The sequence below is a fragment of the Paenibacillus spiritus genome, assembly GCF_008710135.1.
Classification (GTDB): domain Bacteria; phylum Bacillota; class Bacilli; order Paenibacillales; family Paenibacillaceae; genus Paenibacillus_AQ; species Paenibacillus_AQ glufosinatiresistens.
This window is the reverse complement of sequence record NZ_VYKK01000005.1, coordinates 40,746-67,661: the sequence shown is the minus strand read 5'-3', so window position 1 is coordinate 67,661 and position 26,916 is coordinate 40,746. Positions and strand designations below refer to the sequence as shown.

At 58.0% G+C, this 26,916-nt stretch carries 22 protein-coding genes; 4 read left to right on the top strand and 18 right to left on the bottom strand.

The features are described 5' to 3' along the window. Nucleotides 1–23 precede the first annotated feature (23 nt). The 7 genes from nth to F4V43_RS04815 all read right to left on the bottom strand — a co-directional run bounded on the left by nth (nucleotide 24) and on the right by F4V43_RS04815 (nucleotide 9,231). The gene (nth, locus tag F4V43_RS04845; protein WP_150457124.1) at nucleotides 24–710 is read right to left on the bottom strand and encodes an endonuclease III; all 687 of its coding nucleotides are present in this window, start codon (nucleotides 708–710) and stop codon (nucleotides 24–26) included. Nucleotides 711–893: 183 nt separating this feature from the next. Next, entirely contained in the window at nucleotides 894–3,968 is a 3,075-nt protein-coding gene (locus tag F4V43_RS04840; protein WP_150457123.1) for an S-layer homology domain-containing protein, read from the bottom strand. A gap of 98 nt (nucleotides 3,969–4,066) precedes the next feature. After that, nucleotides 4,067–4,735 carry a GerMN domain-containing protein gene (locus tag F4V43_RS04835; RefSeq protein ID WP_150457122.1) on the bottom strand — a complete coding sequence of 223 codons (669 nt, stop codon included), beginning with the start codon at nucleotides 4,733–4,735 and terminating at the stop codon, nucleotides 4,067–4,069. A gap of 109 nt (nucleotides 4,736–4,844) precedes the next feature. After that, nucleotides 4,845–6,329, bottom strand: coding sequence for an N-acetylmuramoyl-L-alanine amidase (locus F4V43_RS04830; protein WP_150457121.1), 1,485 nt, complete (start codon nucleotides 6,327–6,329; stop codon nucleotides 4,845–4,847). Nucleotides 6,330–6,591: 262 nt separating this feature from the next. After that, nucleotides 6,592–7,200 (bottom strand): 3-isopropylmalate dehydratase small subunit, encoded by a 609-nt coding sequence (gene leuD / locus F4V43_RS04825; protein WP_150457120.1) that lies wholly within the window; start codon nucleotides 7,198–7,200, stop codon nucleotides 6,592–6,594. Between the two features lie 23 nt (nucleotides 7,201–7,223). Continuing rightward, complete coding sequence (gene leuC / locus F4V43_RS04820; RefSeq protein ID WP_150457119.1) at nucleotides 7,224–8,648, bottom strand: 3-isopropylmalate dehydratase large subunit; 1,425 nt, start codon at nucleotides 8,646–8,648, stop codon at nucleotides 7,224–7,226. Nucleotides 8,649–8,883: 235 nt separating this feature from the next. After that, the gene (locus F4V43_RS04815; RefSeq protein WP_223879779.1) at nucleotides 8,884–9,231 is read right to left on the bottom strand and encodes a DUF898 domain-containing protein; all 348 of its coding nucleotides are present in this window, start codon (nucleotides 9,229–9,231) and stop codon (nucleotides 8,884–8,886) included. Nucleotides 9,232–9,432: 201 nt separating this feature from the next. Between F4V43_RS04815 and F4V43_RS04810 the strand changes: the two genes are divergently transcribed. Continuing rightward, a complete protein-coding gene (locus tag F4V43_RS04810) occupies nucleotides 9,433–10,344 on the top strand; it encodes a LysR family transcriptional regulator (RefSeq protein ID WP_150457117.1) in 912 nt (303 codons plus the stop codon). A gap of 106 nt (nucleotides 10,345–10,450) precedes the next feature. Here the strand turns inward: F4V43_RS04810 and F4V43_RS19655 are convergent, their stop codons facing one another. Continuing rightward, a complete protein-coding gene (locus tag F4V43_RS19655) occupies nucleotides 10,451–10,618 on the bottom strand; it encodes a hypothetical protein (RefSeq protein ID WP_191089477.1) in 168 nt (55 codons plus the stop codon). A gap of 415 nt (nucleotides 10,619–11,033) precedes the next feature. On the opposite strand from F4V43_RS19655, the gene proB reads away from it, so the two are divergent. The 3 genes from proB (at nucleotide 11,034) to proC (ending at nucleotide 14,624) form a co-directional block, all read left to right on the top strand. Further along, complete coding sequence (proB, locus tag F4V43_RS04805; protein ID WP_150457116.1) at nucleotides 11,034–12,137, top strand: glutamate 5-kinase; 1,104 nt, start codon at nucleotides 11,034–11,036, stop codon at nucleotides 12,135–12,137. 293 nt (nucleotides 12,138–12,430) lie between these two features. Beyond that, the gene (locus F4V43_RS04800; protein ID WP_150457115.1) at nucleotides 12,431–13,702 is read left to right on the top strand and encodes a glutamate-5-semialdehyde dehydrogenase; all 1,272 of its coding nucleotides are present in this window, start codon (nucleotides 12,431–12,433) and stop codon (nucleotides 13,700–13,702) included. Nucleotides 13,703–13,739: 37 nt separating this feature from the next. Further along, nucleotides 13,740–14,624 carry a pyrroline-5-carboxylate reductase gene (proC, locus tag F4V43_RS04795; RefSeq protein WP_150457114.1) on the top strand — a complete coding sequence of 295 codons (885 nt, stop codon included), beginning with the start codon at nucleotides 13,740–13,742 and terminating at the stop codon, nucleotides 14,622–14,624. A gap of 132 nt (nucleotides 14,625–14,756) precedes the next feature. Here the strand turns inward: proC and F4V43_RS04790 are convergent, their stop codons facing one another. The 10 genes from F4V43_RS04790 to dinG form a co-directional block, all read right to left on the bottom strand. After that, entirely contained in the window at nucleotides 14,757–15,539 is a 783-nt protein-coding gene (locus F4V43_RS04790; protein ID WP_150457113.1) for a DnaD domain protein, read from the bottom strand. Between the two features lie 15 nt (nucleotides 15,540–15,554). After that, nucleotides 15,555–16,850: an asparagine--tRNA ligase gene (asnS, locus tag F4V43_RS04785; protein WP_150457112.1), complete on the bottom strand. Its 1,296-nt coding sequence runs from the start codon at nucleotides 16,848–16,850 to the stop codon at nucleotides 15,555–15,557. Nucleotides 16,851–16,950: 100 nt separating this feature from the next. Further along, nucleotides 16,951–18,156 (bottom strand): acetate kinase, encoded by a 1,206-nt coding sequence (locus F4V43_RS04780; protein WP_150457111.1) that lies wholly within the window; start codon nucleotides 18,154–18,156, stop codon nucleotides 16,951–16,953. Then, entirely contained in the window at nucleotides 18,153–19,025 is an 873-nt protein-coding gene (locus tag F4V43_RS04775; protein WP_150457110.1) for a 3-hydroxyacyl-CoA dehydrogenase family protein, read from the bottom strand. The genes F4V43_RS04780 and F4V43_RS04775 overlap by 4 nt, the downstream gene beginning before the upstream one ends. 131 nt (nucleotides 19,026–19,156) lie before the next feature. Beyond that, nucleotides 19,157–20,659, bottom strand: a complete 1,503-nt coding sequence (locus tag F4V43_RS04770; protein WP_150457109.1) for an AAA family ATPase — start codon at nucleotides 20,657–20,659, stop codon at nucleotides 19,157–19,159. Then, nucleotides 20,652–21,185 carry a hypothetical protein gene (locus F4V43_RS04765; protein ID WP_150457108.1) on the bottom strand — a complete coding sequence of 178 codons (534 nt, stop codon included), beginning with the start codon at nucleotides 21,183–21,185 and terminating at the stop codon, nucleotides 20,652–20,654. Before F4V43_RS04765 ends, F4V43_RS04770 begins: the two co-directional genes overlap by 8 nt. A 293-nt stretch (nucleotides 21,186–21,478) precedes the next feature. Beyond that, nucleotides 21,479–21,991, bottom strand: a complete 513-nt coding sequence (locus F4V43_RS04760; RefSeq protein ID WP_150457107.1) for a DUF5590 domain-containing protein — start codon at nucleotides 21,989–21,991, stop codon at nucleotides 21,479–21,481. An 18-nt stretch (nucleotides 21,992–22,009) separates the two neighbouring features. Beyond that, nucleotides 22,010–23,308 (bottom strand): amidohydrolase, encoded by a 1,299-nt coding sequence (locus F4V43_RS04755; protein WP_150457106.1) that lies wholly within the window; start codon nucleotides 23,306–23,308, stop codon nucleotides 22,010–22,012. Continuing rightward, complete coding sequence (locus F4V43_RS04750; RefSeq protein WP_150457105.1) at nucleotides 23,298–23,948, bottom strand: redox-sensing transcriptional repressor Rex; 651 nt, start codon at nucleotides 23,946–23,948, stop codon at nucleotides 23,298–23,300. The genes F4V43_RS04755 and F4V43_RS04750 overlap by 11 nt, the downstream gene beginning before the upstream one ends. A 72-nt stretch (nucleotides 23,949–24,020) precedes the next feature. After that, nucleotides 24,021–26,879: an ATP-dependent DNA helicase DinG gene (gene dinG, locus F4V43_RS04745; RefSeq protein WP_150457104.1), complete on the bottom strand. Its 2,859-nt coding sequence runs from the start codon at nucleotides 26,877–26,879 to the stop codon at nucleotides 24,021–24,023. Nucleotides 26,880–26,916 lie beyond the last annotated feature (37 nt).

Genomic DNA, 26,916 nt, shown 5'->3' with positions numbered 1-26,916 from the left:
CTATCCCATCCTCTTCTTCATCTCTAGCTTTTTGGGGCTTTCGCCTGTTTCTTAGTTTTGCTGATCTGCGCAGATTTCATACGCTTCTTGCCTTCCCGGCACACATCGAGAAGCGGACATACCTGACAGAGCGGATTCTGGGCTTTGCAGTGGTAACGGCCGAAGAAGATCAGCCGGTGATGGGTAAGCGTCCATTCCTCGCGGGGGACCGCCTTCATCAGCTTCTTCTCCACCTCCAGCACCGAGTCGCCGATGCCGGCCAGAGCCAGCCGCTTGGCCACCCGCTCGACATGGGTATCCACGGCGATCGCCGGCACGCCAAAGGCATTCGAGACGACCACATTCGCGGTCTTCCGTCCTACGCCCGGCAGCGTCACCAGCTGGTCATGGCGTTCCGGTACTTCTCCCCCGTACTGCTCCATCAGAATCAGGCACAAATTCCGGATATGCTTCGCTTTGTTCCGGTACAGCCCGATGCGCCGTATATCCTGCTCCAGCTCTTCCAGCGGGACGGATACGTAATCCTGCGGAGTCTTGTACTTCCGGAACAGATCGGCCGTCACCTTGTTGACGGTAGCGTCCGTACACTGCGCCGAGAGCAGCACCGCAATCGTCAATTCAAACGCATTGGCATGATTGAGCTCGCAGTGGGCATCCGGGAACATTTCACCGATGGTGTCGAGAATGTATCGAACTGCCGAAGACTTCATAGCCTGTCCCTCTCCAAACGAATGACTTCTCCGGCATGGCGGAAGATTCATTATACCGAACGCCTTACCGCCTGACAAGAAGTCCGGGGGCATCGTTCCGTCATTTTCGCCCGGCCTCAAAAAAAACGTCCTGACGCGAATCGCGGGATTCGCGCCAAGACGGCGTCTGCCAAGAAGCCACCATTATAATTTCACGATTTCAACAACGACATTGTCATTGAAATATAGCGTTATTTTATCATTTTCTTTCAAGGATTGCACGGATAAAGTCGTGTCGCCTTGGTGAATGTATACATTCGGACTTAGAATAAACTGATTCTTCTCATCCAGCGTACTCCGGGTGACCACAATCTGATTGGTGGAGGACTCGTACCAGGCCAGTGTGCGGCTCAGAGAAGCCAGCACCTGAACGGTCAGTTTGCCGTCGGCATCCTGGCGAATCACCGCCCGGTCCTCTGCGGTCAGCCCTGCAAGCGTGCTGCTTGCGGCGCCGGAACGCAGAACCTGTACCCCTTTGGATGCATCCAGGACGCGAACCCGGCCGCCATACTCCTGCACCGTCAGCTTGGAGCCTGCCGTGTCCACCGCCGAGATGCGTCCGGTCGTCTGCAGCACCCGCTGGACCGAGACCGGCGATCCTCCGACAGCCGTAACATTGAGGAGGTCCCCGCTCTTCAGATCACCGATCTTAATCACAGTACCGTTCTCATCGGTCATCGGCACGGTCAGCGTATAGATGTCCAGAGTACCTGCCGGCGTGTTCACCTTCAATTTATTAGCAGCCGCATCCAGGAAGCTGATCGCGAACTGCTGCGTCGTCTTCACTTTCAGGGAAGTGACCGTCGACTGGTTCGGCGCCAGCGTTGCCGTTACCATAGCGCCGGTCGGCACATCCGCAACCGTCTTGTTGTTCTGGCCGAAGATCTCGACGGCGCCCGGATAAGGCAGCGTTAGCGTTCTGCCATCGCTCGTCTTGATTGCGATCGTCCGGGCCGTTGCCGAATAAGAAGTGAACGTTCCGTCGTACTGGCTGACGAACTCCAGCGACAGCAGACGCTGACCAATGGCGTTCAGGTTCAGCTTGCGGTCTTCCGTCAGCATCGGGCCGACCGTAGCCAGCGTCGGCGTGATTCCGAAGTTGGCGGAGAACTTGGTCTTGTCGTCCAGCTTCACGGCCTTGGCGTTGCCGGAAGCATCCAGAACGGTAAGCAGCTTGGTTGTATTGTTGTACCCGGCGACGGTAACGCCGTAATACTGATCCATTTGCCGCTTGACCACCGAGATGCCGGTGACCTTGTTGGCCGAGTCCAGCGTCAGCTCCACCAGATCGCCGCCGGACGCATCCGCCACCAGATCATCCAGCGACGGCGAGGTCACGCCCGGAATGGTCACAAGCGGCTTGTCCGCCAGCGTTTTGACCTCCAGCGATCCGTCAGCCTTCTTATAGATCAGGGAATTGGACGTCTTCTCGGTCAGCGTACCTTGCAAGGAACGGTTCTTCAGATCCGTGGCTTCAACGGACGCAATTTTGCTGTTCTGAATTTTGTATTTGACCGCAGCGCCAACCGTCAGATCGGCTGGAGTCAGAATACTGCTCTGGTACGTGAAGAGCGTATCGGAAGTCCACGCGAAGGTCTCCTCGGCGCCCGTCGAAGCGGTGAATGTTAGGGTCTGTGCGGTCCGGTCGATGGCCTTCAGGACGCCGGTCGCCGTTTTGTTGACTACGCCCGAGGTAACGACCACTTTAATGATCTTGTTCTGTCCCGTATACTTCTCGCGCAGAAGCGTAACTGCGCTGTTCTCGGTAATGGCGGACGGCTCCACCGCATTGCCCGCCGCATCCGTGAACACCGCCGTATCGTCATAGCTGTACTCCGGATAACCGTCATCCGTCATGAGCCACAGCTTCTTCGTCCCTGCCGAAATCCGGGCCAGCTTTCCCTGAAGGGTCTCGATCTGCGGAGTCGTATCCGTGACTTCAATGTAGGAAGCGACGGTTCCGCTGGCGATCACCGTTGCTCTGGTGTAAGGCTGAAGCTCGGTCAGAGCGATTGCGGTTTCGGAACCCGCCTTGAAATATCCCGTGCCGGACGACAAGGTGTATACGGTCTTGGCTGCCCCGTTATAGAGCGTCAGGCGGCCGTCTTTGATTTCCAGGATTGTTCCGCTTGCCGTATCGGCATAAGCCACGGTGGAGTACGCCTCCGCCCGGCTGAAGAAGGTGGCGAGCTGCGCCCGGGTCACTTCCCCCTTCGGACTGAAGAGGTTGCCGTTCAGACCGGTTGCCAGGCCAAGATCAACCGCTGTGTTTATGTATCCCCGCTTGTCGGCAGAAATTTTCGCATCATCCGCAAAACCTGAATTTTCTCCCGAAGCGGCCTGCGCATCGCCGCTCTTGCCGAGCGAACGGATCAGCAGCTCCGCGATCCATTCCCGGCTTGCCGGGCGCATTCCCCATGCCGTCTTGCCTGCTGCCTCTGCGGCCACTTCGGCCTTGTCCAGCAGGTTCATCTGAAAGGCAAGAATAACGTAAGGCTTGTAATAATTGGACACTTCGATGCCCCCAGGCAGTGCGGTGTCCACTGTGCCATCAGCGGCCTTCGTATCAGCGCCCATAAACCGAAGCGCCATCAGAACCGCTTCCTGCTGGGTAACGGAATCGCCGGGACGGAACTTGCCGTTGTTCCCGATAATAATGCCCTGTCCGGCGAGCTTGTAGATATGCTTCTCGGCCCAAAAGCCTTTCGCTACATCGCTGAAGAATCCGGCTGCCGAAGGTGTGGCGGAGGCGGCGGGTGCAGCGGTAGCTGCGGGTGCAGCGGTAGCGGCGGGTGCAGCGGTTGCGGTTGACTTGGCCGTAGCTGCGGGTGCAGCGGTAGCAGTCGGCTTGGCCGTAGCTGCGGGTGCAGCGGTAGCAGTCGGTTTGGCCGTAGCTGCCGGGGCAGCGGTGGCAGTAGGTTTGGCCGTAGCTGCCGGGGCAGCGGTGGCGGTAGGTTTGGCCGTAGCTGCGGGTGCAGCGGTGGCGGTCGGTTTGGCCGTAGCTGCGGGTGCAGCGGTGGCACTCGGCTTGGCTGTGGCTGCCGGGGCAGCCGCTGCGGCCAGGGACGATGAAGCGGACGCTGCCAGTGCAGAGGCGCCCCCTCCCAGCGTCATGGCGCCTGCAAGCAGCGCCGCCACGGTCTTGGAAGCAAGACGGCTTCCGGCTGATGCTGCGGGATTCGGCTCTACATGAGACTCCGTATGATTTCGGTTGAACAAACGCATGATTCCCCTCTCTGCATGGTTCTCCTGAAGATCTGATTTGATTTCAAGCGGCCCCTGCGGCCGGATGGATAACCATTCGCCACAGGATGCGCTTATTCCTGCGAAGGCGCCGAATTGGCCCGGGTGAACGGATAGAGCAGATCGACATGGCCCATCAGGCTCTCTGTCTGCTCACCGTCTACCAGCACTTCGATATTCTGGACTTCCGTGAACTGGAACATCGTGGAAGTCAGCGCCTGAATGGCAAATGACTCGCCGCCAGCTCCGAGCTGCGCTTCCTGCGGCTTATGGATGTCCAGAGTCAGCAATCCGTTGGTGAAGGTGACCGACTTCAGTTCAATGCGTTCCCACAGCGGCACGAGATCCGGATTGTCGCTGGTCTGCAGCGCCCGGAACGCTTCGCGGTATTTGTCGGCGGCCTCGTCTTTGAACGAAATCTTCGCCTTTGCCGGGACAAGATCCATCTGTTCGGCATCGGTGTAATACACATTGATTTCGCGGCTCTGCTTCTCTTCCGTATCCGCCGGCGAAGACGAAGTTGCAGCAGGGGCCTGCGTCGCTTCTGCGGCGGCGGAAGCGGAAGCAGATGGGGACGGTGCGGCCGTCGCCGACGGCGCAGGGCTGGCCGCGCTCCCCTCCGCCTGCACGGCAGGCGATGCGGAAGCGGCCGACGGCGCGGCGGCCGGCTTCGATCCGCAGCCGGCAAGGAGAACCGCCAAGGTCATTCCGGCAGCGGCAATGGGCAATACTTTTTTCATCATAATCATAACGCCTCCCTATTGAACGAAGACCGTCCGCTCCATAAAGCGGGAGAATCTCCCGTATCAGAACGGCCCGGTCCGGCTCTTTATTTGAACTTATAGAAGTGTCTTATTTCATACCCAGATATTCTTTGACGCCTTTGACTATGGCAGCCGCCACCCGGTTCTGAAGATCCTCCGTGAACAGCAGGGCCTCGTCGTTCTTATTGCTCAAGTACCCGACTTCCAGCAGAATAGCCGGCATCGTCGTCTCCCGGATGACATGGAAATTGCCATACTGCACGCCTCTGTCCTTCAGGCCGGTCGCCTCGACCAGATACTTGTGCATAACGCCGGCAAAATCCTTGCTGGCTCCCGAACGCTTGTAGTACGTCTCGGTTCCGCTTGCCGCGGAAGAAGAGCTGCTGTTGGCATGGACCGAGATGAAGAGATCGGCATTCAGGTTCTCCGCAATTGCAACCCGTTCCTTCAATTCAAGGAAGGTATCATTGCTGCGGGTCGTCACCACATCGATATTGGCCTCCTTGCGAAGAAGCTCGGCGGCCTTGAGCACAACAGCCAGATTGAAATTCTTCTCGTATTTGCCCGTAATTCCGACCGCTCCCGAATCCTTCGCTCCGTGCCCGGCGTCCAGAACGATAACCTTGCGTCCATCGCTGCCCGGCAGGACTCCTCCCCCGCTGTCTCCGGCGGACGGGACGCTCGCGTTCAGATTGACGACCGCCAGCCGGGAAGCGGAGTCCCCGGTCGTTTCGACAGCGAAGCTCTTCGAGCTTCCGGTCAAATCAATAACGAACCGGACCGTGTAAGGGTTGCTGCTGTAGAGCGAATAACGGACCTGCTTGACGTCGGGATAGCCGTCGACCGCAAGCGTTCCGACCAACTCCGGCTTGAGCTGCTGGCCTGTGATGAACGAATCGGAGAACGTCGCGTTGGGAATGTCGATGATGATCTTGCCTGTCATCGTCGAGGTGACCGGCTTCGCGTCCCCGCTCATGGCAATCATGAACATATTGTCGCTGAAGCTGATGCCGTTGATCTGGCTCAGACCCGCTGCTGTACCGGCCGATGGAGACGTTGCCGTTCCGCCGCCGGCGGCACCGGATGCGTCCCCGCCCGAAGTTCCGCCTGTGCTGCCGGACGGTCCGGTTACCGGGGCCGAATTCGGGGTAATAAGAGATACGATCTTCTGGGTGTTGTCCCAATTGACGGAGACGCCGAACTGTTCGCTGATGAAGCGGATCGGAACCAGCGTCGTGTAATTCTTCATATAGGGAACCTGGCTGAGCTCCAGCGACTTGCCGTCTACCGAGGCGGTCTTCTGGCCGACGACCAGCTTCAGTTCCTGGCTCTGTTGGGTAATTGTTACGGTCTGGGAAGCTTGATTCCAATCGACCTTGTACCCCAGATTCTCGCTAATCATACGCAGCGGAACCATAATGGTTCCCTTCACATTCTCAACCGGGACCGATTGCCCGGCCGTCACATCCGTTCCGTCGAGGATGATCTTGTTGTTTCCAGCGGCGGCATGCCCTTCCCGGGGCCATACCAGTACGAACAGAAGCAGCAGCAGCATAAAACCGAATTTCTTCATCTTTCACCTCTAAGAATCTAGTATTCCGCCCTGGAATTGGCGTTGTTGGGGCTTCCTGCGACGACCTTTGACATCTATTAGACGCCTTTCTTCCGCAAAAGTTGCGAATATCTCCCATTTCTTTTGGCAGGTTCCGGCATCTTTTCTACTCTTATCTTCGTCATAGAACCCGGCACATTGAATGGTTGTCCGCAAATAAAAACAGCCTTTCCGATAACCGGATTGCTCCGGCATCTATCGGAAAGGCTGTTTCTGTTGGCGATTAGGCCCGGGCGAACAGGGTATCGGCATTTCGCTGCTCGTAAGCGGCGATCTCATCCTCATGCTTCAGCGTGAGGCCGATATCGTCCAATCCCTGCAGCAGGAACTGGCGGCGGTGCTCGTCCAGATCAAAGTCGATGCGGAGTCCCGCTTCGTCGGTAATCGTCTTGTTCTCCAGGTCAACCGTCAGCGCATAGCCTTCGTGTGCAGCCGTCCGCTGGAACAAGTCTTCTACCTGCTCTTCGGACAGACGGATTGGAAGAATTCCGTTCTTGAAGCAGTTATTGTAGAAGATATCGGCGAACGAAGGCGCAATAACTACCTTGAAGCCGTAATCCAGGATGGCCCAGGGCGCATGCTCCCGGGAAGAGCCGCAGCCGAAGTTCGCCCGCGAGATCAGCACCGAAGCGCCTTGGTAACGCGGCTTGTTCGGCTCGAAGTTCTCATTGACCCGCCCTTCCTCGTCGAAGCGCCATTCGTAGAACAGGAACTGGCCAAAACCTGTGCGTTCGATTCGTTTCAGAAACTGCTTCGGAATGATAGCATCTGTATCCACATTGACCCGGTCCACCGGGGCGACAATTCCTGTCCATTTCTTAAAAGCTTCCATATTCGATCCCCTCCGCTCTCTTCTTATACGCCAACGGCTTCCGTCTTGTAGTTCCAATCCCGCACATCGGTGAACCGGCCGGTAATCGCCGCCGCCGCTGCCATTGCCGGCGACACCAGATGCGTGCGTCCGCCGCGTCCCTGCCGTCCTTCAAAATTGCGGTTGGAGGTCGAGGCGCAGCGCTGTCCCGGCTGAAGCACATCGGGGTTCATCGCCAGGCACATGCTGCAGCCTGCTTCGCGCCATTCAAATCCGGCTTCCTTGAAGATGACATCCAGTCCTTCCTTCTCGGCCTGCATCTTCACCCGACCCGAACCCGGCACGACGATGGCCGTAACCTGGCCGGATACCTTGTGGCCCTGGGCCACCTTGGCCGCCGCCCGCAGATCTTCGATCCGCCCGTTCGTGCAGGAGCCGATGAACACATAATCGATCTCGATCTCCGACATCGGCGTGCCGGGAGTCAGCGCCATATATTCCAGTGCCTTCTCGGCGGCCTTCCGCTCGTTCTCGGTCGGGAAATCGGCCGGATTCGGCACGGAGGAATTGATATCGGTGCCCATGCCCGGGCTTGTTCCCCAGGTTACCTGCGGAATCAGCGATTCCACATCGAATTCAACCACGGTATCGAACTCGGCGCCTTCATCGGTCACGAGCGCTTTCCAGCGTTCCACAGCGGCGTCGAACTCGGCGCCCTGCGGCACATACTGGCGGCCGCGGAGATACTCGAACGTCGTCTCGTCCGGAGCAATCATCCCCGCCCGGGCTCCGCCCTCGATGGACATGTTGCAGACCGTCATGCGTTCTTCCATCGACAGCTCGCGAATCGCTTCTCCGGTATACTCAATGACATAGCCTGTGGCAAAATCGGTGCCGTACTTGGCAATTACGCCGAGGATCATATCCTTGGCCGTCACGCCCGGGTTGCGTCTGCCGACGAACCGGACTTCCATCGTCTTCGCCTTGGCCTGCTGGAGACACTGCGTCGCCAGCACGTGTTCGACTTCGCTTGTTCCGATGCCGAAAGCCAGAGCGCCGAAGGCGCCGTGCGTGGAGGTGTGGCTGTCGCCGCAGACTATGGTTTTGCCGGGATGGGTGAGTCCGATCTCCGGTCCCATGACGTGCACGACTCCCTGGTCGATGTCGTCAAGGTCGAACAGCCGGACGCCGAAGTCGGCGCAGTTCTTGGACAGCGTATCAATCTGCTGCTTGGAGATCGGGTCCTTGATATTGTAACGGTCCTGGGTCGGCACGTTATGGTCCATAGTGGCGAAGGTCAGCTCCGGACGGCGCACCTTGCGCCCGCTGAGACGCAGGCCCTCAAACGCTTGGGGAGAGGTCACTTCGTGTACGAGATGAAGATCGATATACAGGATGCTCGGCTTGCCCTCTTCCGAATGAATCACGTGGTTGTTCCAAATCTTCTCAAACATTGTCTTCTTGCCCATGTTCTCACCTCGTCGGTTTAATCGTTCGTCTGAAGAGAGCGTGGAGTCTCTCTTGAATGGTTTAAATATAACACGGGCTGCTTTATAATACTAAGATATAATAGCTATAGAAGTTATAGTCTAGACCTATCACATCAGCAGCTGTATGGAGAGATAGTTCCGGTCTTATCCGAGGGCGAGAATAGCATAAACCGCCTGCGGAGTATCCCAGGCGGTTCAGTTAATCGAATATGTACTAGAAGTGAGTATGCTTGACTCTCCACTGCTCCAGCTTGATGTTCAGCCAAAAGGAGTAGATACCTATTGTTACAATGCATAGGAGCCACCACTTCATCCAGTTGCCAAACAGTTGCATGGCCGTACCGTCAAACGTTTGGCGGCGACCGTCGATAACCGTATGTTCGATCTTCCATCTGTAAATCATGACAAGCGCCCAAGGGGAGCAGATTCCCAGGGTGCAGATTGTGACCAGCGCCCCCAGAATACTCCATCCAATGTACTGCAACAGGCCGCCGTCAAAGTAGGATTGCTGCTCGGTGCGCGGCTCGTAGCCGGACACATTGACATTTAACACGGTGCTCACACATATCATCCCTTCCAGTTTTCTACATTATTACATTCGTTCTCTTAGGACTATTTACCCGCTTAAAATGTGTATAATTTGCAAATAAAATAAATCTTTAGACTCACTCCCTGCTCCAGCAGACGAGAAGTAACAGACCCGTACAGGGCCAGCCTGTCAGATACAGTTTTTTACTCTATAGTACAGAAAGGATGTTCTTCCATGGAGCTTCGCCAATTGCAGTACGCGCTGCAGATTGCAGCCGAGCGCAATTTCTCCCGGGCCGCCGAGAAGCTGCACATCGCCCAGCCCTCGCTCAGCCAGCAGCTCTCCAAGCTGGAGAAGGAGCTTGGCGTTCTGTTGTTCCAGCGCAATACCAGCACCGTCGAGCTTACGCACGCCGGAGCCCGGTTCGTCGAACAGGCCCAGCATATTATCGATGCCGTTGAATTGCTCCGTCAGGAGATGTCGGATATCTCCCAGCTCCGGACCGGCCATGTCGTCGTCGGCAGCATGCCGATTACCGGCGCCCACCTCCTGCCCCATGTGCTTCCTGTCTTCCAGAATAAATATCCCGAAGTCGAGATTACCCTGCTGGAAGACTCCTCCATGAATCTGGAAAAGCTTACTGCCGTCGGCCAGACCGACCTCAGCCTGCTGTCTCTCCCGATCGAGAGCCCGGCTCTGTCCTGCCGTGTGATCGGGGAGGAGCGAATTGATCTGGCCGTTCCCCCCGGCCATCCGCTGGCGGAGCGGGCCGCGGCCGGGCAGCGGACTTCGCTGTCCGAGCTGAAGGATGATCCTTTTATTGTGCTGAAGGAAGGCCAGGGCTTCCGCAAAATGACGATCCAGCTCTGCGGCGAGGCCGGCTTCGAGCCGCGGGTGGTTTTTGAGAGCAGCAATATGGAGACCGTCCAGTCGCTCGTTGCCGCCGGCATGGGCGTAACGCTCGTTCCCCGCTTCATTGCCAGAGCGCCGCGCGGCGAGTTCGTTCCGGTCTATCTGCCGCTGGCCGAACCGGTACCGAGCCGGACGCTCGTATTCGCCTACCGCAAAGGACGCTATCTGTCCGTCGCTGCCGAAGCGTTCATCCAGACCTTCCAGGCGACCGTGGCAGAGCTTGCAGGGGAATAGTCCTCCCTGATTCCGCGCACAAGTTCCGGCTGCAACGCAAAACGCCTTTCCGTGACCGGAAAGGCGCAGGGCGAACGCTTCATTTCTTTATTTCTTCATTTCTTCCTTATTTACGCAGATTGTGCTGCGAGATCAGGCGGTTCTGATTGTCGGGCAGGCGGGCGGTATCTTCGTTGACCGGTCCCGGCGCTGCGGGCTCTCCCGTCCGGTTCTCCAGAAAATCGCGGGTTGCTTCGATCTGGGCTTCCTGGGTGTTCTCCGGTTCCTTTGACATGGTGTGCCACCTCCAGGTATGGGATACTCTTATTTTACCCGTCTTCGTCAGGAATAAACGGCCATTTGCACAGGCCGCATTCGCTTCTCCGGCAATCGGCACTTGGCAAATTCCTCTTCGCCGTGGTATTCTGTATGGCAAATGATACACGTGAAGACGGGACCAGTACGAGCGTTACCCGGCTGCGCCAGAGAGTAAATTCCATGGGCTGAGAGAATTTACCGCGGCTACCGCTCCGAATCCTACCCCTGAACGGCCTGCCCAAAACAGGACGGCACCTCCCGTTACGAGGCCATAAGCCGGATGATCCCTCATCAATGAAGGTGGTACCGCGGAAGTCGACCAAGCTTTCGTCCTTTGCACAGTCTCAGGATGGGGGCTTTTTTGTATTCTTTTGTTGAAGGAAGTGACTCGGATGTCGAACCGAATTGTCGTCAAAATCGGGAGCAGCTCCCTCACCGCGCCGGAGGGCGGCCTCAGCCGTCCGGCCGTAGCCTATTTCGCGGCCGAGCTGGCCGCGCTGCGCCGCCGCGGCGACGAGGTGCTGCTGGTCACCTCGGGAGCCGTAGCCGCCGGCTTCCGCAGCATCGGCTACGCTTCACGGCCGAAGCTGCTGCATGAGAAGCAGGCCGCCGCGGCCGTCGGCCAGGCCCTGCTGATGCAGGCGTATCAGCAGGCACTGGCCGAGCATGGCCTGACGGCCGCCCAGATTTTGCTGACGCGCACCGATTTCTGCAGCCGCCGGGCAATGAACAACGCCGTGATGACGGTGGAAGAGCTGCTGCGGCAAGGGGCCATCCCCATCTTTAATGAGAATGACACCGTCTCGGTCGACGAGCTGAAATTCGGCGACAACGATACGCTGTCGGCGCTCGTCGCCAACCTGCTGAAGGCGTCCCGCCTGCTCGTCCTCACGGACACGGACGGGCTTTACAGCGCCGACCCGCGCAAGAATCCCGATGCGGTCCGCATGCGCGAGGTCGAAGAGATTACGCCTGAAATCTATGCCATTGCGGGCGGGGCCGGGTCGGCGGTCGGCACCGGCGGCATGCGCTCCAAGATTGACGCCGCCAAAATCGCCACGCGCGGCGGCGTCCCGGTCTTTGTCGGGCGCGCGACGGAGCCCGGCGACATTGCACGAGCTGCGGACGGGGAAGGCCGAGGAACGTATTTTGCCACAACACTCTCCGCGCTCCCGGTGAAGAAGCAGTGGCTCGGCTTCATGTCGACGCCGCTTGGTACGCTCACCGTAGATGCGGGCGCGGCCGAAGCGCTGCTGCACGGTGGACACAGCCTGCTTCCGGTAGGAGTCCGCGAGATACAGGGCAGCTTCCACGCCGGGGATGTAGTCGAAGTGCTTGGGCCGGACAACTCCCTGCTGGGCCGGGGCATCGTCAATTATGATGACGCCCAGCTTCGGACGATCAGAGGACTGGGCAGCGGAGAAGCCGTCGCCCGGCTGGGCGAGATTCACCGGCTGGAAGTGATCCACCGGGACGAATGGATTACGCTGAAATAGGCGGACTTGGCCAGCCAAACTTAGCTTATGCTTTCGATGCTAGTTTTGCCGACCCTTATTCATAGAAGTGAATCCTAACAAAACTTAGCCTATGCTTCCGATGCAAGTTTTGCCGACCCTTATTCATAGAAGTGAATCCTAACAAAACTTAGCTTATGCTTTCGATGCAAGTTTTGCCGCCCCTTATTCATTGAAGTAAATCCTAACAAAACTTAGCTTATGCTTTCGATGCAAGTTTTGCCGACTCATATTCATAGAAGTGAATCCTAACAAAACTTTTAGGAGGTTTTCCCATGAACAAAGCGATTGTTTATACCGGCGGCGAAGTCGCCGCCAAAGCCGGCCTTGCCCGCGGAGCAGCCGGTACGCTGGCTGCCCTGACCACCTCGGAGAAGAACGACGCGCTGCTGGCCATGGCCGATGCGCTGGTTGTGCACGAGCAGGCGCTGATTGAAGCGAACGCCGAAGACCTGGCCCGCGGCCGCGAGAACGGCACCCCGTCTTCGCTGCTGGACCGGCTGGCGCTGGACTCCTCCCGCATTCATGCGATGGCGGAAGGACTGCGGCAGATTGCGCTGCTGCCCGATCCCGTCGGTGATACGCTGGAGGTGCTGGACCGGCCCAACGGGCTGCACATCGAGAAGATTCGCGTTCCGCTCGGCGTTATCGGCATTATCTACGAAGCCCGGCCGAACGTCACGGTGGACGCAGCGGGACTCTGCCTGAAGACCGGCAATGCCGTTGTGCTGCGCGGCGGGTCTTCGGCTCTGTCCTCGAACCGGGCCATTGTCGGAATTCTTCACGAAGCGCTGGCCGCAACGGTGATGCCGCCGGCTGCCCTGCAGCTGATCGAAGACCCGAACCGCTCTTCGGTAGACGAGATGCTGAAGCTGAACGGCCTGCTGGACGTCATTATTCCGCGCGGCGGCGCGTCGCTTATTCAGAATGTCGTGCAGAATGCCACGGTGCCGGTCATTGAGACCGGCGCAGGAATCTGCCATACGTATCTCGACGCCCAGGCCGATCCGGCAATGGCGGAAGCGATCAGCCTGAATGCCAAGGTCCAGCGGCCATCCGTCTGCAACGCTATGGAGACGCTGCTCGTTCACCGCTCCTTCGCCCGGGAGCACCTCCCATCGCTCGCCGAGTCCTTCCGCCGGTCCGGCGTGGAGCTCCGCGGCTGCGAAGAGACGCTCGCTCTGGTCCCTTGGGCAGTTCAGGCGACGGACAAGGATTATGCTACGGAGTATAATGATTACATCCTGAATGTGAGAATCGTCGGCTCTACGGAAGAGGCGATGGCCCATATCGCCCGCTACGGCACCATGCACTCCGAGTGCATCGTCACCGGAAACGCAGAGGAAGCCGCGAAGTTCCAGCAGGGAGTCGATGCGGCGGCGGTGTTCCATAACGCCTCCACCCGTTTTACCGACGGCTTCGAATTCGGATTCGGCGCGGAGATCGGCATCAGCACCCAGAAGCTGCACGCCCGGGGACCGATGGGTCTGCCCGCTCTGACCTCAACGAAATACAAAATCTACGGCACCGGCCAAATCCGGGGCTAGTCCCCGATGGCCCGTCACAGATAAGGAGGACACTTGAATGTGTCAGCAACCCGCAAAACCGCTTATCAAGGAACGAATTGTCTTTTACGGAGCCGGTTCCATGGCCGAAGCCATCGTCCGCGGACTGGTGGCCCGCTCGGTGGTCGCTTCCGATCAGGTTGTGATGCTGAACCGCAACGGCAGCGATCGGCTCGCCGAACTGCGCTCGCGCTATGGAGTCAGAGCTACGAATGATCCGGTCCAGAAAGAGGAGTACCTCTCCTCCTCCCCGATTATCGTTCTGGCCATGAAGCCCAAGGACGCCGCTGAAGCGCTGCGGAAGCTGGGGCCGGCCCTGTCCGGCGAACAGCTCATCCTGTCCGTCATCGCCGGCCTGTCGATCCGCACCATCCAGGGTCTGCTCGGCACCGCACAGCCGGTGGTCCGCACCATGCCGAATACATCGAGTTCCATCGGCTTGGGGGCTACCGGGATCGCCTTCTCGCGCGAAGTCTCCGAGGGACAGCGCCAGCTTGCGATGCAGATCTTCGAAGCCGTAGGAACGACGGCGGTTATTGACGAGGAGCGGATGGAGACGCTGACCGGCATTTCCGGCAGCGGACCGGCTTATATCTATTACATGATGGAAGCCATGATCGCCGCCGGCATCCGCGGCGGTCTCGGTAAGGAGCAGGCGGCCGAGCTGACGGTCCAGACGGTGCTGGGCGCCGCCCGGATGGTCCAGCAGACCGGCGAGGAACCGGCGGCTCTGCGGAAGAAGGTCACTTCTCCGAACGGCTCCACCCAGGCTGCCCTGGAAGTGCTGGACCAAGGCGACTTCTACGAGACGGTCATCGCCGCTGTTGCGCGCTGCGCGGAACGCTCCCGCGAGATGGGCGCGGCGCTGGACGCCGAACTGAAGAAGAGCGCCGGGGAAGAATAGCCGGGCCTGCCCTATCGTATCATCCATGCCATGTCGCATCCATGCCAAAACAAGCCGAGCCGCAAGGTATCCCCTGCGGCCCGGCTTGTCTGCTGTTGGAGCTGCTCCGGCCTATTCAGCGCGCAGCCCGATCTAGCGGCCTCCCCGGAACTTCTGCGCGTATGCCTTGACATCCTGGGCGGTCTTCACCCGGTTGCGGCTCCATTCCAGCAGAATCCGGTCAATATAGCGAAAATGAATCTTTCCGGCGAAGACCGATTCCTTCAAGGCCAGCAGAATCAATTCTTCCGCATAGCGGTCCTGATCCAGCCAGCCCGAGATCGTCTCGCATTCCATCGGAGAGAGCGGACGTCCGAATTCCTTCTCGAAGATTCCGAACAGGCTCTTGCTCTCCTCCAGCCCTGCCGGGTGGTTGTCCCGGCCCATTCCGTCAGAACCGGCGGACCTGGACGCTGCCGCTTCCGGCGGACGGTATTCGGCCCCGGAAGCGGCACTTCCTGCCTGCTGTACCGAATACCTCGGCGCTTCGCCCGTTCGTCCTTCGCGGGCCTGCTCCGCGAGATGGCGTCCCAGCTTCGAATACAGGCCGGCGAAGTTATAGCGCTCGTAATGGACCCCGCGTTCTTCGTCACTTCCGCCTTCAATGCTCAGGAAGCCTTCCTGAATCAGCTTGCGCAGTTCTCCGGCAATCACAGGAATGCTTCGTCCGGTAACCTCCTGCAGATCCTCCAGCGTCGGGAAGTCCATCCCCTCCACCTGGCGGAAGGACAGCAGATGAATCAGCAGCATCGCTTCACTTCCGGTCAGATGCAGCTTCCGGTAGGATTTCAGAAGGGCGTAAGGGATAACGGCCATGCCCTGTTCCAGGCCGAAGGCTGCTCCTTCGCTCCAGCCGCTCCAGTCTTTGCCTTCCATGAATGGCTCCCTTCCTTACGGGTAGAGGCGGTACAGCGTACGAGGGAACGGAATAGTCTCGCGGACATGGTCCAGTCCGCAGATCCAAGCTACCGTCCGCTCCAGACCCAGGCCGAATCCCGAGTGCGGTACAGAACCGTACGTGCGGAGATCCATATACCACTGATAGGATTCCATCGGCAGCTCATGCTCCTTGAAGCGCTCGGCCATCAGCTCCGGATCGTCGATCCGCTGCGATCCGCCGATGATTTCTCCGTACCCTTCCGGCGCGATCATGTCGGCGCAGAGAACAACCTCCGGACGGTTCGGGTCCGGCTTCATGTAGAACGCCTTGATGCCGGCCGGGTAATTCGTAATGAATACCGGCTTGTCATAGGCTTCGGCGATCGCCGTCTCGTGCGGTGCGCCGAAATCTTCGCCCCAAGGCAGCTCGAACCCGTTCTCGTTCAGGAACTGGATGGCATCGTCGTAGCTGATGCGCGGGAACGGAGCCTGAATGTTCTCCAGCTTCGAGATATCCCGTCCGAGCGTCTCCAGCTCGGTCCGGCAGTTCTTGACGACCGACTGCACCACATGCGTAATGAAGTTCTCCTGAACGCGCAGGCTCTCTTCATGATCGGTGAACGCCATTTCCGGCTCGATCATCCAGAATTCGATCAGGTGCCGGCGGGTCTTCGATTTCTCGGCGCGGAACGTCGGACCGAAGGAGTAGACCTTGCCGAGCGCCATCGCGGCGGCTTCCATATAGAGCTGGCCGCTCTGCGTCAGATAGGCGTCTTCTTCAAAGTATTTGGTGTGGAACAGATTCGTCGTCCCTTCTGCCGATGTCGGCGTAAGGATCGGCGGGTCCACTTTTGTGAAGCCGTTCGTATTGAAAAATTCCTGAATCGCCCGGATAATCTCCGCGCGTACCAGCAGAACTGCGCGCTGCTTGGTCGAGCGCAGCCACAGATGGCGGTGGTCCATCAGGAAGTCGATGCCATGTTCCTTGGGCGTAATCGGATAATTCTCTGTAAGGTGCAGAATTTCGATGCCGGTTACGGTCATTTCGTACCCGGATTGGCTGCGCGGTTCTTCCCGGATAATCCCGGTAACATACAGCGAGCTCTCCTGGGTCAGGCTCTTGGCGGCGTCCCAGATTTCCTCCGATACTTCGGACTTCACCACGACGCCCTGAATATAGCCGGTTCCATCGCGAAGCTGCAGGAACTGGATTTTGCCGCTGGAGCGCTTGTTGTTGACCCAGCAGCCGATGATGACGCTTTCCCCGACATGCTCGTTCACATTGCGGATGACGGTTTTGTTGGACATGCCTTCTATCTCTCCTCTTGACTTCTGATAAGGCTAACGCAGCCAAAGACCGCGGGAGCGGCCTTTGGCTGCGGACGTTCCTGTATATTATTGTACAGCCTTACGCCTGAGATTGCACGATGCGCAGCGTATCACGGGCGATGACAAGCTCCTCGTTCGTCGGTACGACCAGCACCTCAACCTTGGAGCCTTCCTTCGTAATCCGGCGCGGATCGCCGGAGCGCACCTTGTTCGCTTCCTTGTCCAGGTCGATGCCGAGGAAAGTCAGATTGCTCAGCACTTTCTCGCGCAGCAGAGCGGCATTCTCGCCGACGCCGGCCGTGAATACGATCACGTCAACGCCGTTCATCGCTGCCGCGTAGGAACCGATGTACTTGCGCAGCCGGTATTCATACATTTCAAAGGCCAGCGTCGAGTTGGCATCGCCCTTCTCGTAGCCGTCGATGATATCGCGCATGTCGCTGCTTGTGCCCGAGATGGCCAGCAGACCGCTGTGCTTGTTCAGCATCGAGTTGACTTCGCCCGGAGTCAGCTCTTCCTTGTTCATTACATAAGGAACGACAGCCGGGTCGATGTCGCCGCTGCGCGTGCCCATCATCAGGCCTTCCAGCGGAGTCATACCCATCGACGTATCCACCGAGACGCCGCCTTGAACGGCAGTGACGCTCGCGCCGTTGCCGATGTGGCAGGTAATGATCTTCAGCTCGTCGAGCGGACGGCCCAGATATTCGGCAGCTGCCTTGCTGACGAATTCATGAGACGTGCCGTGCGCGCCGTAGCGGCGAACCTTGTACTTGTTGTACAGGACACGTGGGATGGCGTACATGTAGGCTTTCTCGGGCATCGTCTGATGGAACGCTGTATCGAACACGACAACCTGCGGAACGCCGGGCATGTTGACTTCGGCAGCCGTAATCCCCATGATGGCAGCCGGATTATGCAACGGTGCCAGGTCGAACAGGCGGCGGATCTCCGATTTGGCTTCCCCGTTCACGAGTGCCGACTCCTTGAACACTTCGCCCCCGTGTACGACGCGGTGGCCGACGGCATTGATCTCGTTGATGGAACCGATGACGCCGTGTTCCTTGTCGGTGAGACTGGACAGCACCTTGCGGATTGCGGTGGTATGCTCCAGAATTTCACTGACTTCGGTCACTTCCTGCTTGCCGGTCGGTTTGTGCGTCAGAATGGAGGAATCCATTCCGATACGTTCCACCAGACCCTTAGCCAGAACGGATTCATCTTCCATATTGTAGAGCTGGTATTTCAGCGAGGAACTGCCTGCATTGATTACGAGAATATTCATATCCGGTCACCGTCCTTGTCGTACTGGAAGAAGCCCTCTCCCGATTTCATGCCGAGCTGTCCCGCGCGCACCATCTTCTTGAGGATGGTCGAAGGACGGTATTTCAGTTCGCCGTATTCGCGGAACATCCGCTCCAGAGCGGCAAGTACGGAGTCCAGACCGAAACGGTCGGCCATTTCAAGCGGTCCGTACTGGAACTGGTAGCCGATCCGCATGGCGTCGTCGATGTCCTTGGCGGAAGCTACGCCTTCCTGAAGAACATGCATCGCTTCGTTGATGAACAGACAAATAAGGCGAGATGTTACAAATCCCGGGGATTCGTAAATCATAACGCCCTTCTTCTCCACCACATCGTCGACAAAAGCCTTGGTGTTCTCGAATGTTTCTTCGGACGTCTTCAGACCGCGGACGATTTCAACGACGTTGACCTTCGCAACCGGGTAAATGAAGTGCATGCCGATGACGCGCTCCGGATACATTGTGGAGCTGGCCAGCTCGGTCAGACTGAGCGTGGAGGTGTTGCTGGCAAGGATAATATGGCTCGGACATACCTGGTCAAGCTGGTTGAATACCGCTTTCTTGGCTTCCAGGTCTTCCGTAATCGTCTCGATTACCATGTCGCAGGCGCTGAGCTCCGCGAAGTGGATTACCTTCTGGATGCGGCCGAGAATGAGTTTCTTCTCCGCCTGGGTAATGGCCCATTTCTCAAGCTGCTTGTCGAGGCTGGTCTCAATCATGCTGTACGAGTATTCCAGCCGCTCCGGCGTCTTCTCCACGAGAAGAACATCCAGGCCCTTGGCCGCCAGCATTTCGGCGATGCCCTGGCCCATGGTTCCTCCGCCGATGACGCCGATCTTTTTAAAATTCATAAAAAAGCCTCCATCCTTTCGGTATCTCTTTATATAATACCCTGAGTGAGCCGACATAATAGCACACACTCCGACATATAATAATATCTTAGCATGCCTGAAAAGTAAAAAAAAATAACCGGCATAAAGATTTATGCCGGCAACCGAACGCTGTCACGAAATTGACAACGAAATTGCTCTCCGGAGAGAACTTCTTCCTTCATAAGGATATCCAGGGAATATTCGAATACCGGACGCTGGCTCTCCAGCAGATTCCGGGTCCGCGCGGTGAGCTCGTCCAGGATCTTGCTGTTCTCTCTCATCAGCTCTTCCGTCGTCACCATATCCAGCTTGGCAATGCCAAGCGACGTCAGACCGGACTTCATCATCATCTCCACAATGTTCAGAGCCTGGTCAAAATCTCCCCGCGAGCCCGTGCTCCGCCCGCCGTAGAACATTTCTTCCGCGGCCGCGCCGCCGAGCGCGATCATGATCTGCTCTTCCAGGTATTCCTTCGTGTAGAGATACTGCTCCTGCTGCGGGTTATGACGCACATAACCGAGCGCCTGTCCGCGCGGAGTCAGCGTAACTTGGCTCACACTGCCGGGACGGAGCACTTCTGCCATAATGGCATGGCCGAGTTCATGGATGGCTACCCGCTTCTTCTCTTCCTGGTTGGTCTCGCGGTCGGTCTTCTCGCCCATCATGACCTTGTCGATAGCCATCGCCAGATGGCGGTGTTCGACCTGGGTCAGATTCTCGCGCATCATGTAGATGGCAGCTTCGTTCATGACGCTCTCGAGCTGGGCGCCCGAGAAGTTGTAGGCTTCTTCCGCGATCTTGTCGAGATTCACACCGGAATGCAGCGGCTTGTTCTTGGCATGCAGCTCCAGAATGGAGCGGCGGCCCTTCTTGTCCGGCAGATCGACCTGAATGTGGCGGTCAAAACGTCCCGGACGAAGCAGCGCGCTATCCAGCATTTCCTTGCGGTTGGTCGCGGCAATCAGCAGGATGCGCGGCGTATCGGAATTGTAAATCCCGTCCATTTCGGTGAGCAGCTGGTTCAGCGTCTGATCGTACTCGCGCTGCTGCCCGCCTTCGCGCTTGCCGCCAATTACATCAATTTCATCAATGAAAATAATGGCGCTCTGCTTGTTCTCCTTGGAGGCCCGGGTCCGGGCTTCCTTGAACAGGTCGCGGATGCGGCCCGCTCCGACGCCAACGTACATCTCGACGAACTCACTGCCCGAAGCGGCAACGAATACGGAATTCGTATAATGGGCCGCGGCCTTCGCCATCAGCGTTTTGCCCGTTCCGGGAGGCCCTGTCAACAGAATGCCCTTGAGCGGGCGAATCCCGAACTTGCTGATCTCTTCATGCCGAATCAGAAAATCAAGCGCTTCGCGCAGCTCCTGCTTCGCATTGTCCTGTCCGCCGATCTCCTCGAACGTCAGCTTCGAAGGACCGTTCTTCTTGCGTTTCTTCTCGGCGCTTGCGCCTACGGCAAGCCCGCCCCGCATCTGCGTAATGAGGAGCAGCGCTCCGATCATTCCGGCGGCCACCAGGACGGGAATAATATTAAGTCCCATAAAAGCGAGAAAAATCACCAGCACCGGCACAAAGCCGATCAACGCTTCCTTCATCCATTTAGGCATTGGTCCAAACCCCCATTGTATCGGATTCGCGCGGCAGAATCACAAATTTGCTCTCGGTGCCGTTCCACAGGCTGACATAGACATTGCGGTCATCGATATCCGTCTCTACCGTGATGCCCTTGTACTGACCGGACAGTTCTTCCAGCGTCTGCGGGATCAATGTGTACTTGCGGCTCTCCATGGCTTCGGCGACGCTGAACATCGCCTTGTCCCAGTATTCATCCAGCTGCTTGCCGGAATGCTGCTCGACATCGAGCTTCAGCGTCCGGCTTCCGATTTCGGACTTGCCTTCGCTGTTGATATATTGAACCAGGTCGCGAAGTTTCGTTCCCGGCTGCAAATCGAGTTTCAAAAGTACCTCATGGCGGTTAATAGTAATGTGGGATGACTTCACTCCCTCATAGCGGTCAACAATGCGCTGGAGCGGTTCCTGAACGGCATAGTGGCGATACAGAAACCATCCGCCGAACAGTACGGCTACCGACAAGAGCGACGTCAGCAGAATGGGGACAATACGCAGCTTCACAGGTTACGTCCTCCTTTAATGAATGTGAAAAGAAAAGGCCCCGGGTACATGCCGAGACTCGTCCGAAGCGGCATGTGTTTTGTCATGCCGTAATACAACAAGTAGTATATCATAGGTGTATATACGCGGCGAAATATAATTGTGAATATATTTAAAATTTTTTATTTCCAATTTCGCCTTTTTCTTATATCGGAAGCAAGAGCCGCAGCGATTAGCGCTGCGGCTCTTGAATTTGGAATCTCTTCTTCTGTCAGAATGATATACCCATCTATCTATAGATCGTATATCGCGATTTACCGATTCGGGAGCGCGTACGGTTCGCCGATCGGCTCTCCGTCCGCAAAGCGATAGAACTGATAATAATAGCGGCCCTCCATTTTGTAGAACGCCTGCCATACAAATTCCCCGTAGTAGACGCCCGGCAGGAGACGGCGGATATCCGCACGCGGAAGCGCCGAAGCGATCTTGGAGCCCATTTCGCCTCTGGACAAGCCGGAGGACGCATCCTCCGTATGTACCGGCTCCCCGGAAGGCTTCCCCTGCTCCGTGAACTTCACCCATACCAGCTTGCGCTTGCCGTTCTTGTCGTCTCCGGTCACGACCCAGTAGATCGAGTCGGCGTCCCAGACCGATTTGTCGCTGCGGACGACCTTCGTCAGCCCCGCCGAGGAGCGGGCCGCATTCTCGGCCAGACGCTGCTCCTTCCGCTGGTCATTCAGCACGTAAGCATAAAAAGCATATAGAGCTGCGGCCAGCAGGATCAGGACGGCAATCCCCAGCGTGACCCATTTGCGCTTCGTTCTCAAGCTGCCAGCCTCCTTGCCCTACCGGTTCAGCAAGCCTTCAAAGGCTTCCTGGGCCTCGCGGCGGATTCGTTCTTCGTCCAGCGTCAGGCATTCGCCGTTCTTAACCAGCTGCTTGCCGTCCACCCACACATGCGCAACATCCTTGGCTGACGCCGAATAGACGGCGTGGGACAGCAGATCGCTGTGCGGCAGCAGATGCGGCTGGTCGATATCAATGGCAATGAAGTCCGCTTTCATCCCGGGAGCCAGACGGCCTACGCGCTCCAGGAACAGCGAAGCGGCTCCGTACTCGGTGGCCATCTTCAGCGCTTCCGCAGCGGGAACGGCCGTCGGGTCGCCGCTGACACCCTTGTGGATCAGCGCCGCCAGACGCATTTCCTCGAACATATCCAGGTTGTTGTTGCTTGCCGCTCCGTCCGTACCGAGCGATACCGGCACTCCGGCCTTCAGCAGTTCGGGAACGCGGGCAATTCCGCTTGCAAGCTTAAGGTTGCTGCCCGGATTATGCGAGACGCCGACCCGGTGGCGGGCAAGAATCCCGATCTCCTCGTCGGTCAGGTGCACGCCGTGGGCGACAAGCGACGGGCGGGTGAACATGCCGAGCTTCTCCAGATGCGCAACCGGGCGCAGGCCGTATTCCGTGACGTTCTGCTCCACTTCGGCGCGCGTCTCCGACATGTGCGTGTGCATCGGCAGATCCAGATCATGCGCCGCCTGCACGAACTTCTCGATAAAGGCCGGAGGGCACGTATACGGAGAATGCGGAGACATCATGGCCGTAAGCCGTCCTTCGGCCCGGCCGTGCCAGTTGCGAGCAAAAGCCACCGCTTCGGCCAGCTTCTCGCGCTGAACCTCTTCCGGACATAGTCCGATGGCGCCGCGCATCAGCACAGCCCGGATGCCGGACTCTTCGGCCGCCTCGGCCACCCGGTCCATATGATCGTACATATCGAGGAAGGTGGTAGTACCGCCCTTGAGCATCTCCAGGATGGACAGCGCGGTTCCCCGGTAGACATCCTCTCCGGTGAACTTGGCTTCCATCGGCCACATCTTCTCCTGAAGCCACGTCTGCAGAACCATATCGTCGCCATAGCCGCGAAGCAGCGACATCGCCGCATGTCCGTGCGTATTCACGAGACCCGGCAGGAACAGCAGCCGGCTGCCGTCCATGCGCTCTACGCCCTCTTCGGGCGCAGGAGCCTCCTCGCTGATGGATACGATGATATCGTCCTCTACCGTCATGTATCCTTGGAGGACGGGTCTGTCCGCTCCGGGTACGGCAAAATAACCGCCAGCTATCACCCATTTATTGCTCATTCGGCTCTTCTTCCTTTCCGTCCTGGAGATAATAGGCCAGACTCTGCAGGTCGGTTGTGAAATCCGCCGCATGCACCCGCACATAAGGGGGAGTCTTCAGGATCACCGGCGCGAAGTTCAGAATCGCTTCGATACCGGCTTCAATCAGCAGGTCCGCGACGTTCTGCGCCTCCTGGTCGGGAACCGTGATGATCCCGATGCGGATCCCCTGGCTCCGGACCGTCTCCTGCAGCTCGCTCATCGGCTGAACGGTCAGGGAATGGATCTTCTGTCCCACTTTGGGCTCGTAGGCGTCGAATACGGCGGTAATCTTCATCGTATCCTTCAGATACGCATTATAGTTCGACAGCGCATGGCCGAGATTGCCGGCTCCGACCAGCGCCACGTTGATCGGCTGGTCAAGCTTCAGAATATGGCGGATTTTCTCAATCAGATACGGAACGTCATACCCGATGCCCTTGCGGCCGAAATCGCCGAAATAGGCCAGATCCTTGCGGATCTGGGCCGGATTGAGGTCCAGCTTCTGACCGAGCTCCTGGGAGGAGACGGTGGAAATTTCACGCTTGTTGAGATCATTGAGGAAGCGCAAATACACAGGTAGCCTGCGCACGACCGCTTCCGAAATTTTGTCCGATTTCATCTGGCGTTCCTCCTAAACAAAGTACAAGCGATTCCTTGCATCTATACCTAAAGCGCGGCTGGTCCCATAATTCTAGGAACCGCCGCCCTCTTGAAGCCACTCTTCAATCCGGGGCACCATCTGGCGGGTCGTCATATGCTCCATCTTCGGCCCCGGAAGCGAATACAGGAAGTATTTCCCATAATAAGATTCAATTACTCTGGTATCATATACAATAACAATGCCCTTATCCCGGTTCGTTCGCACCAGCCGGCCGAAGCCCTGCTTGAAGCGGATGACCGCCTGCGGAACCGACAGCTTCATGAACGGATTCTTCTTCTGCGCTTGCAAAAGCTCGGATTTGGCTTCCACCAGCGGATGATTCGGCGGCTGGAAAGGCAGCCGGACAATCGCCAGGCAGGTCAGCGCCTCGCCCGGGATGTCCACGCCTTCCCAGAAGCTGCTGGTTCCCAGCAGCACGGTTCTTGCATTCTCCTGGAAGCGCCGGATCAGCTTCGTTCGGCTGCCTCCTTCGATGCCCTGCCCCAGCACGGCGATATCGGAGGCGGCCAGGGCATCGCGCAGCGGTTCATAAACTTGGCGCAGCATCCGGTAAGAGGTGAACAGAACCAGCATGCGTCCGCCCGTGGCGGCCGCGGCTTCGGAGAGCGACTGAACCAGCTTCTCCACGAATGCCGCATCGCCGACACTGCCCTTCACACTCGGAAAATCGCGCGGGATCACCAGCAGCGCCTGCTCCCGGTAACGGAACGGCGAGGGAAGCTGCGCAGTCAGCAGCCGGTCCTGTTCCGCCGCAGCCCCAAGCCCCAGATTGTCAATCATGTACTGAAAAGATTTATCCACGGTAAGCGTCGCGGAAGTCAGCACAATCGCTTTCTTCTTGTCGAAGAACAGCTCTTTGAGCTGTCCGCTGACATCGACGGGAACGGCGTACATCTGAAGCGATTTGGCGCGGTATTGGCCGCTTGCCTCCAGCCAGTAGACCGTCTTCTCGTCATCCAGCGCCATGAAGAAGCGAACCTGCTCCCGGATCGCGGCCAGATCCTTGAACAGCCCGCCGACATCGGTCACCAGGTTGTCCGCCGAGGATTGGCCCTCCTGCTCGCGCATTTCCGTAATCATGCGGTCTCCCTTGCGCACCGCTTCGCCGAGCGCAAGATGGAACGCATCCGCAAGCGTAACGAGCTCCTCCCAGCCCTTCGGCCGTCTGCCGGGCTGAAGCCGCAGCACAAGCTGGCCGGCCTCGCTCGCGGAAGCGTCCGACTGCGACGGCATCAGCGCGAACAGCCGCTCGCTGAGCTGGTCCCAGTTCTCCTTCACCGTCAGCAGATCGGGATAGATGCTGTCGATGGCAGCGGTCCATTCGGAGGCCTGTTCGCTTCCGGCGGACTGGAGCGTCTGCCGCAGCGCAGGGAGCTGGCCGTTGCGGCTGTCCTTATACAGCCGAAGCAGGGTATGCGCAAGGGTGAAATGCTTCATGTGCATGCCCAAATGCTTCCCGGCTACGTCCTCCAGATGGTGCGCCTCGTCGATGACGAGATGCTCATAGGACGGCAGAAGCTGATGTCCCGCCTTCACGTCCGCGAACAGCTTGGAGTGGTTCGTAACGACCACGTCGGCATTTCCCGCCTCGTGCTTGGCACGGTGATAATAGCATTTGCGGAAGAAGGGGCAGGACCGCCCCTGGCAGGAATCGGTATCGCTGGCCACCGTCTCCCAGAAGTCGCCGCCCCGTCCGCCCAGGTTCAGCTCTTCGTCGTCGCCGGTCTCCGTCCGCGTCAGCCAGACGAGCATCTGGGCGGCAATCAGCGCATCTTCGCGGGGACCCGCAAGGTTCTGATTGATCCGCTGCTCGAACTTGCGCAGACAGAGATAGTGCCCTCTGCCCTTGAAGATGGCGGCCTTGAACGGAAACGGCACGGCTTCGGTCAGCAGCGGAAGGTCGCGTTCCCGGAGCTGGTCCTGAAGATTGATGGTATGTGTGCTGACCATAACCTTCTCACGGTTCCGGACACTGTGGTAGATGGCGGGAAGCAGATAACCGAGCGACTTGCCTGTTCCTGTTCCGGCTTCGATCAGCAGATGCTTCTCCTCTGCGAACGAACGATGGACCTCGCCGAACATCAGGTCCTGGGCCTCACGGCTCTCATAGCCCGGAAGGATCGTCTGCAGCCGCATCTTCACATTCTCCAGAAAGGACTCGAAGGTCTCGTCTTCCAGCGGATTCAAAGGGCTGTCCGCCCGCGGAGGCTCAAGCTCGGCCCAGTCCGATACGCGGAGCGCCAGCTGGCGGAAATGGTTCATCCCGTCTTCGGGCTGGAACGTCTGGCGTTCCCGCTCCTGAAGGAGACCGTCGAAATACCAGCCCAGATCGCTGTCCTCCGAAGAGAAGAGGTCTGCAATTCGCTGCATGGTCAACAGCGGCAGGTCTTCCAGCTCCTCCAGACAACGCAAAAATACGAGCGCGGTCGCCAGCGCATCGCTGTCGGCCTGGTGAGGGCGCTCATGCTTCAGGCCGAACTGGGCGGTTACCGCTCCGAGCTGGTAGGAAGTCAGGGAAGGATAGCTGATGCGCAGGAAATCGATCGTATCCAGAATCCGGCCCTGAAAAGGCAGGTATCCGCAGCGATCGAGCGCATTTTGAAGAAAATGGAAGTCGAAGGCGACATTGTGGCCCACGAGCACGACATCGTCGAGCATCGGCACAAGTTCCATCATCATCTCTTCCAGTTCGGGGGCGTTCTCGACATCGCGGTCTGTGATGCCGGTAAGTCCGGTAATAAAAGCGGGAATCGGTCCTCCGGGCTTGACGTAGGAACCGTATACCCGGGAAATTGACCGGTCTTCTTCTATAATGGCAAGTCCGACCTGGATAATTTCACCCACGGACTGGGTTCCCGTTGTTTCAAAATCAAGCACGGCAAATTTCATGATGTCCTTGTTCCCTTTCAATTGAGACTCTTCATCA

Excerpts from the sequence above, each read along its gene's own strand:
- nth (WP_150457124.1), bottom strand. The coding sequence starts at position 710 with ATGAAGTCTTCGGCAGTTCGATACATTCTCGACACCATCGGTGAAATG.
- F4V43_RS04835 (WP_150457122.1), bottom strand. The coding sequence starts at position 4,735 with ATGATGAAAAAAGTATTGCCCATTGCCGCTGCCGGAATGACCTTGGCG.
- F4V43_RS04830 (WP_150457121.1), bottom strand. The coding sequence starts at position 6,329 with ATGAAGAAATTCGGTTTTATGCTGCTGCTGCTTCTGTTCGTACTGGTA.
- leuD (WP_150457120.1), bottom strand. The coding sequence starts at position 7,200 with ATGGAAGCTTTTAAGAAATGGACAGGAATTGTCGCCCCGGTGGACCGG.
- leuC (WP_150457119.1), bottom strand. The coding sequence starts at position 8,648 with ATGGGCAAGAAGACAATGTTTGAGAAGATTTGGAACAACCACGTGATT.
- F4V43_RS04810 (WP_150457117.1), top strand. The coding sequence starts at position 9,433 with ATGGAGCTTCGCCAATTGCAGTACGCGCTGCAGATTGCAGCCGAGCGC.
- F4V43_RS19655 (WP_191089477.1), bottom strand. The coding sequence starts at position 10,618 with ATGTCAAAGGAACCGGAGAACACCCAGGAAGCCCAGATCGAAGCAACC.
- proB (WP_150457116.1), top strand. The coding sequence starts at position 11,034 with ATGTCGAACCGAATTGTCGTCAAAATCGGGAGCAGCTCCCTCACCGCG.
- F4V43_RS04800 (WP_150457115.1), top strand. The coding sequence starts at position 12,431 with ATGAACAAAGCGATTGTTTATACCGGCGGCGAAGTCGCCGCCAAAGCC.
- proC (WP_150457114.1), top strand. The coding sequence starts at position 13,740 with ATGTGTCAGCAACCCGCAAAACCGCTTATCAAGGAACGAATTGTCTTT.
- F4V43_RS04790 (WP_150457113.1), bottom strand. The coding sequence starts at position 15,539 with ATGGAAGGCAAAGACTGGAGCGGCTGGAGCGAAGGAGCAGCCTTCGGC.
- asnS (WP_150457112.1), bottom strand. The coding sequence starts at position 16,850 with ATGTCCAACAAAACCGTCATCCGCAATGTGAACGAGCATGTCGGGGAA.
- F4V43_RS04780 (WP_150457111.1), bottom strand. The coding sequence starts at position 18,156 with ATGAATATTCTCGTAATCAATGCAGGCAGTTCCTCGCTGAAATACCAG.
- F4V43_RS04775 (WP_150457110.1), bottom strand. The coding sequence starts at position 19,025 with ATGAATTTTAAAAAGATCGGCGTCATCGGCGGAGGAACCATGGGCCAG.
- F4V43_RS04770 (WP_150457109.1), bottom strand. The coding sequence starts at position 20,659 with ATGCCTAAATGGATGAAGGAAGCGTTGATCGGCTTTGTGCCGGTGCTG.
- F4V43_RS04755 (WP_150457106.1), bottom strand. The coding sequence starts at position 23,308 with ATGAGCAATAAATGGGTGATAGCTGGCGGTTATTTTGCCGTACCCGGA.
- F4V43_RS04750 (WP_150457105.1), bottom strand. The coding sequence starts at position 23,948 with ATGAAATCGGACAAAATTTCGGAAGCGGTCGTGCGCAGGCTACCTGTG.
- dinG (WP_150457104.1), bottom strand. The coding sequence starts at position 26,879 with ATGAAATTTGCCGTGCTTGATTTTGAAACAACGGGAACCCAGTCCGTG.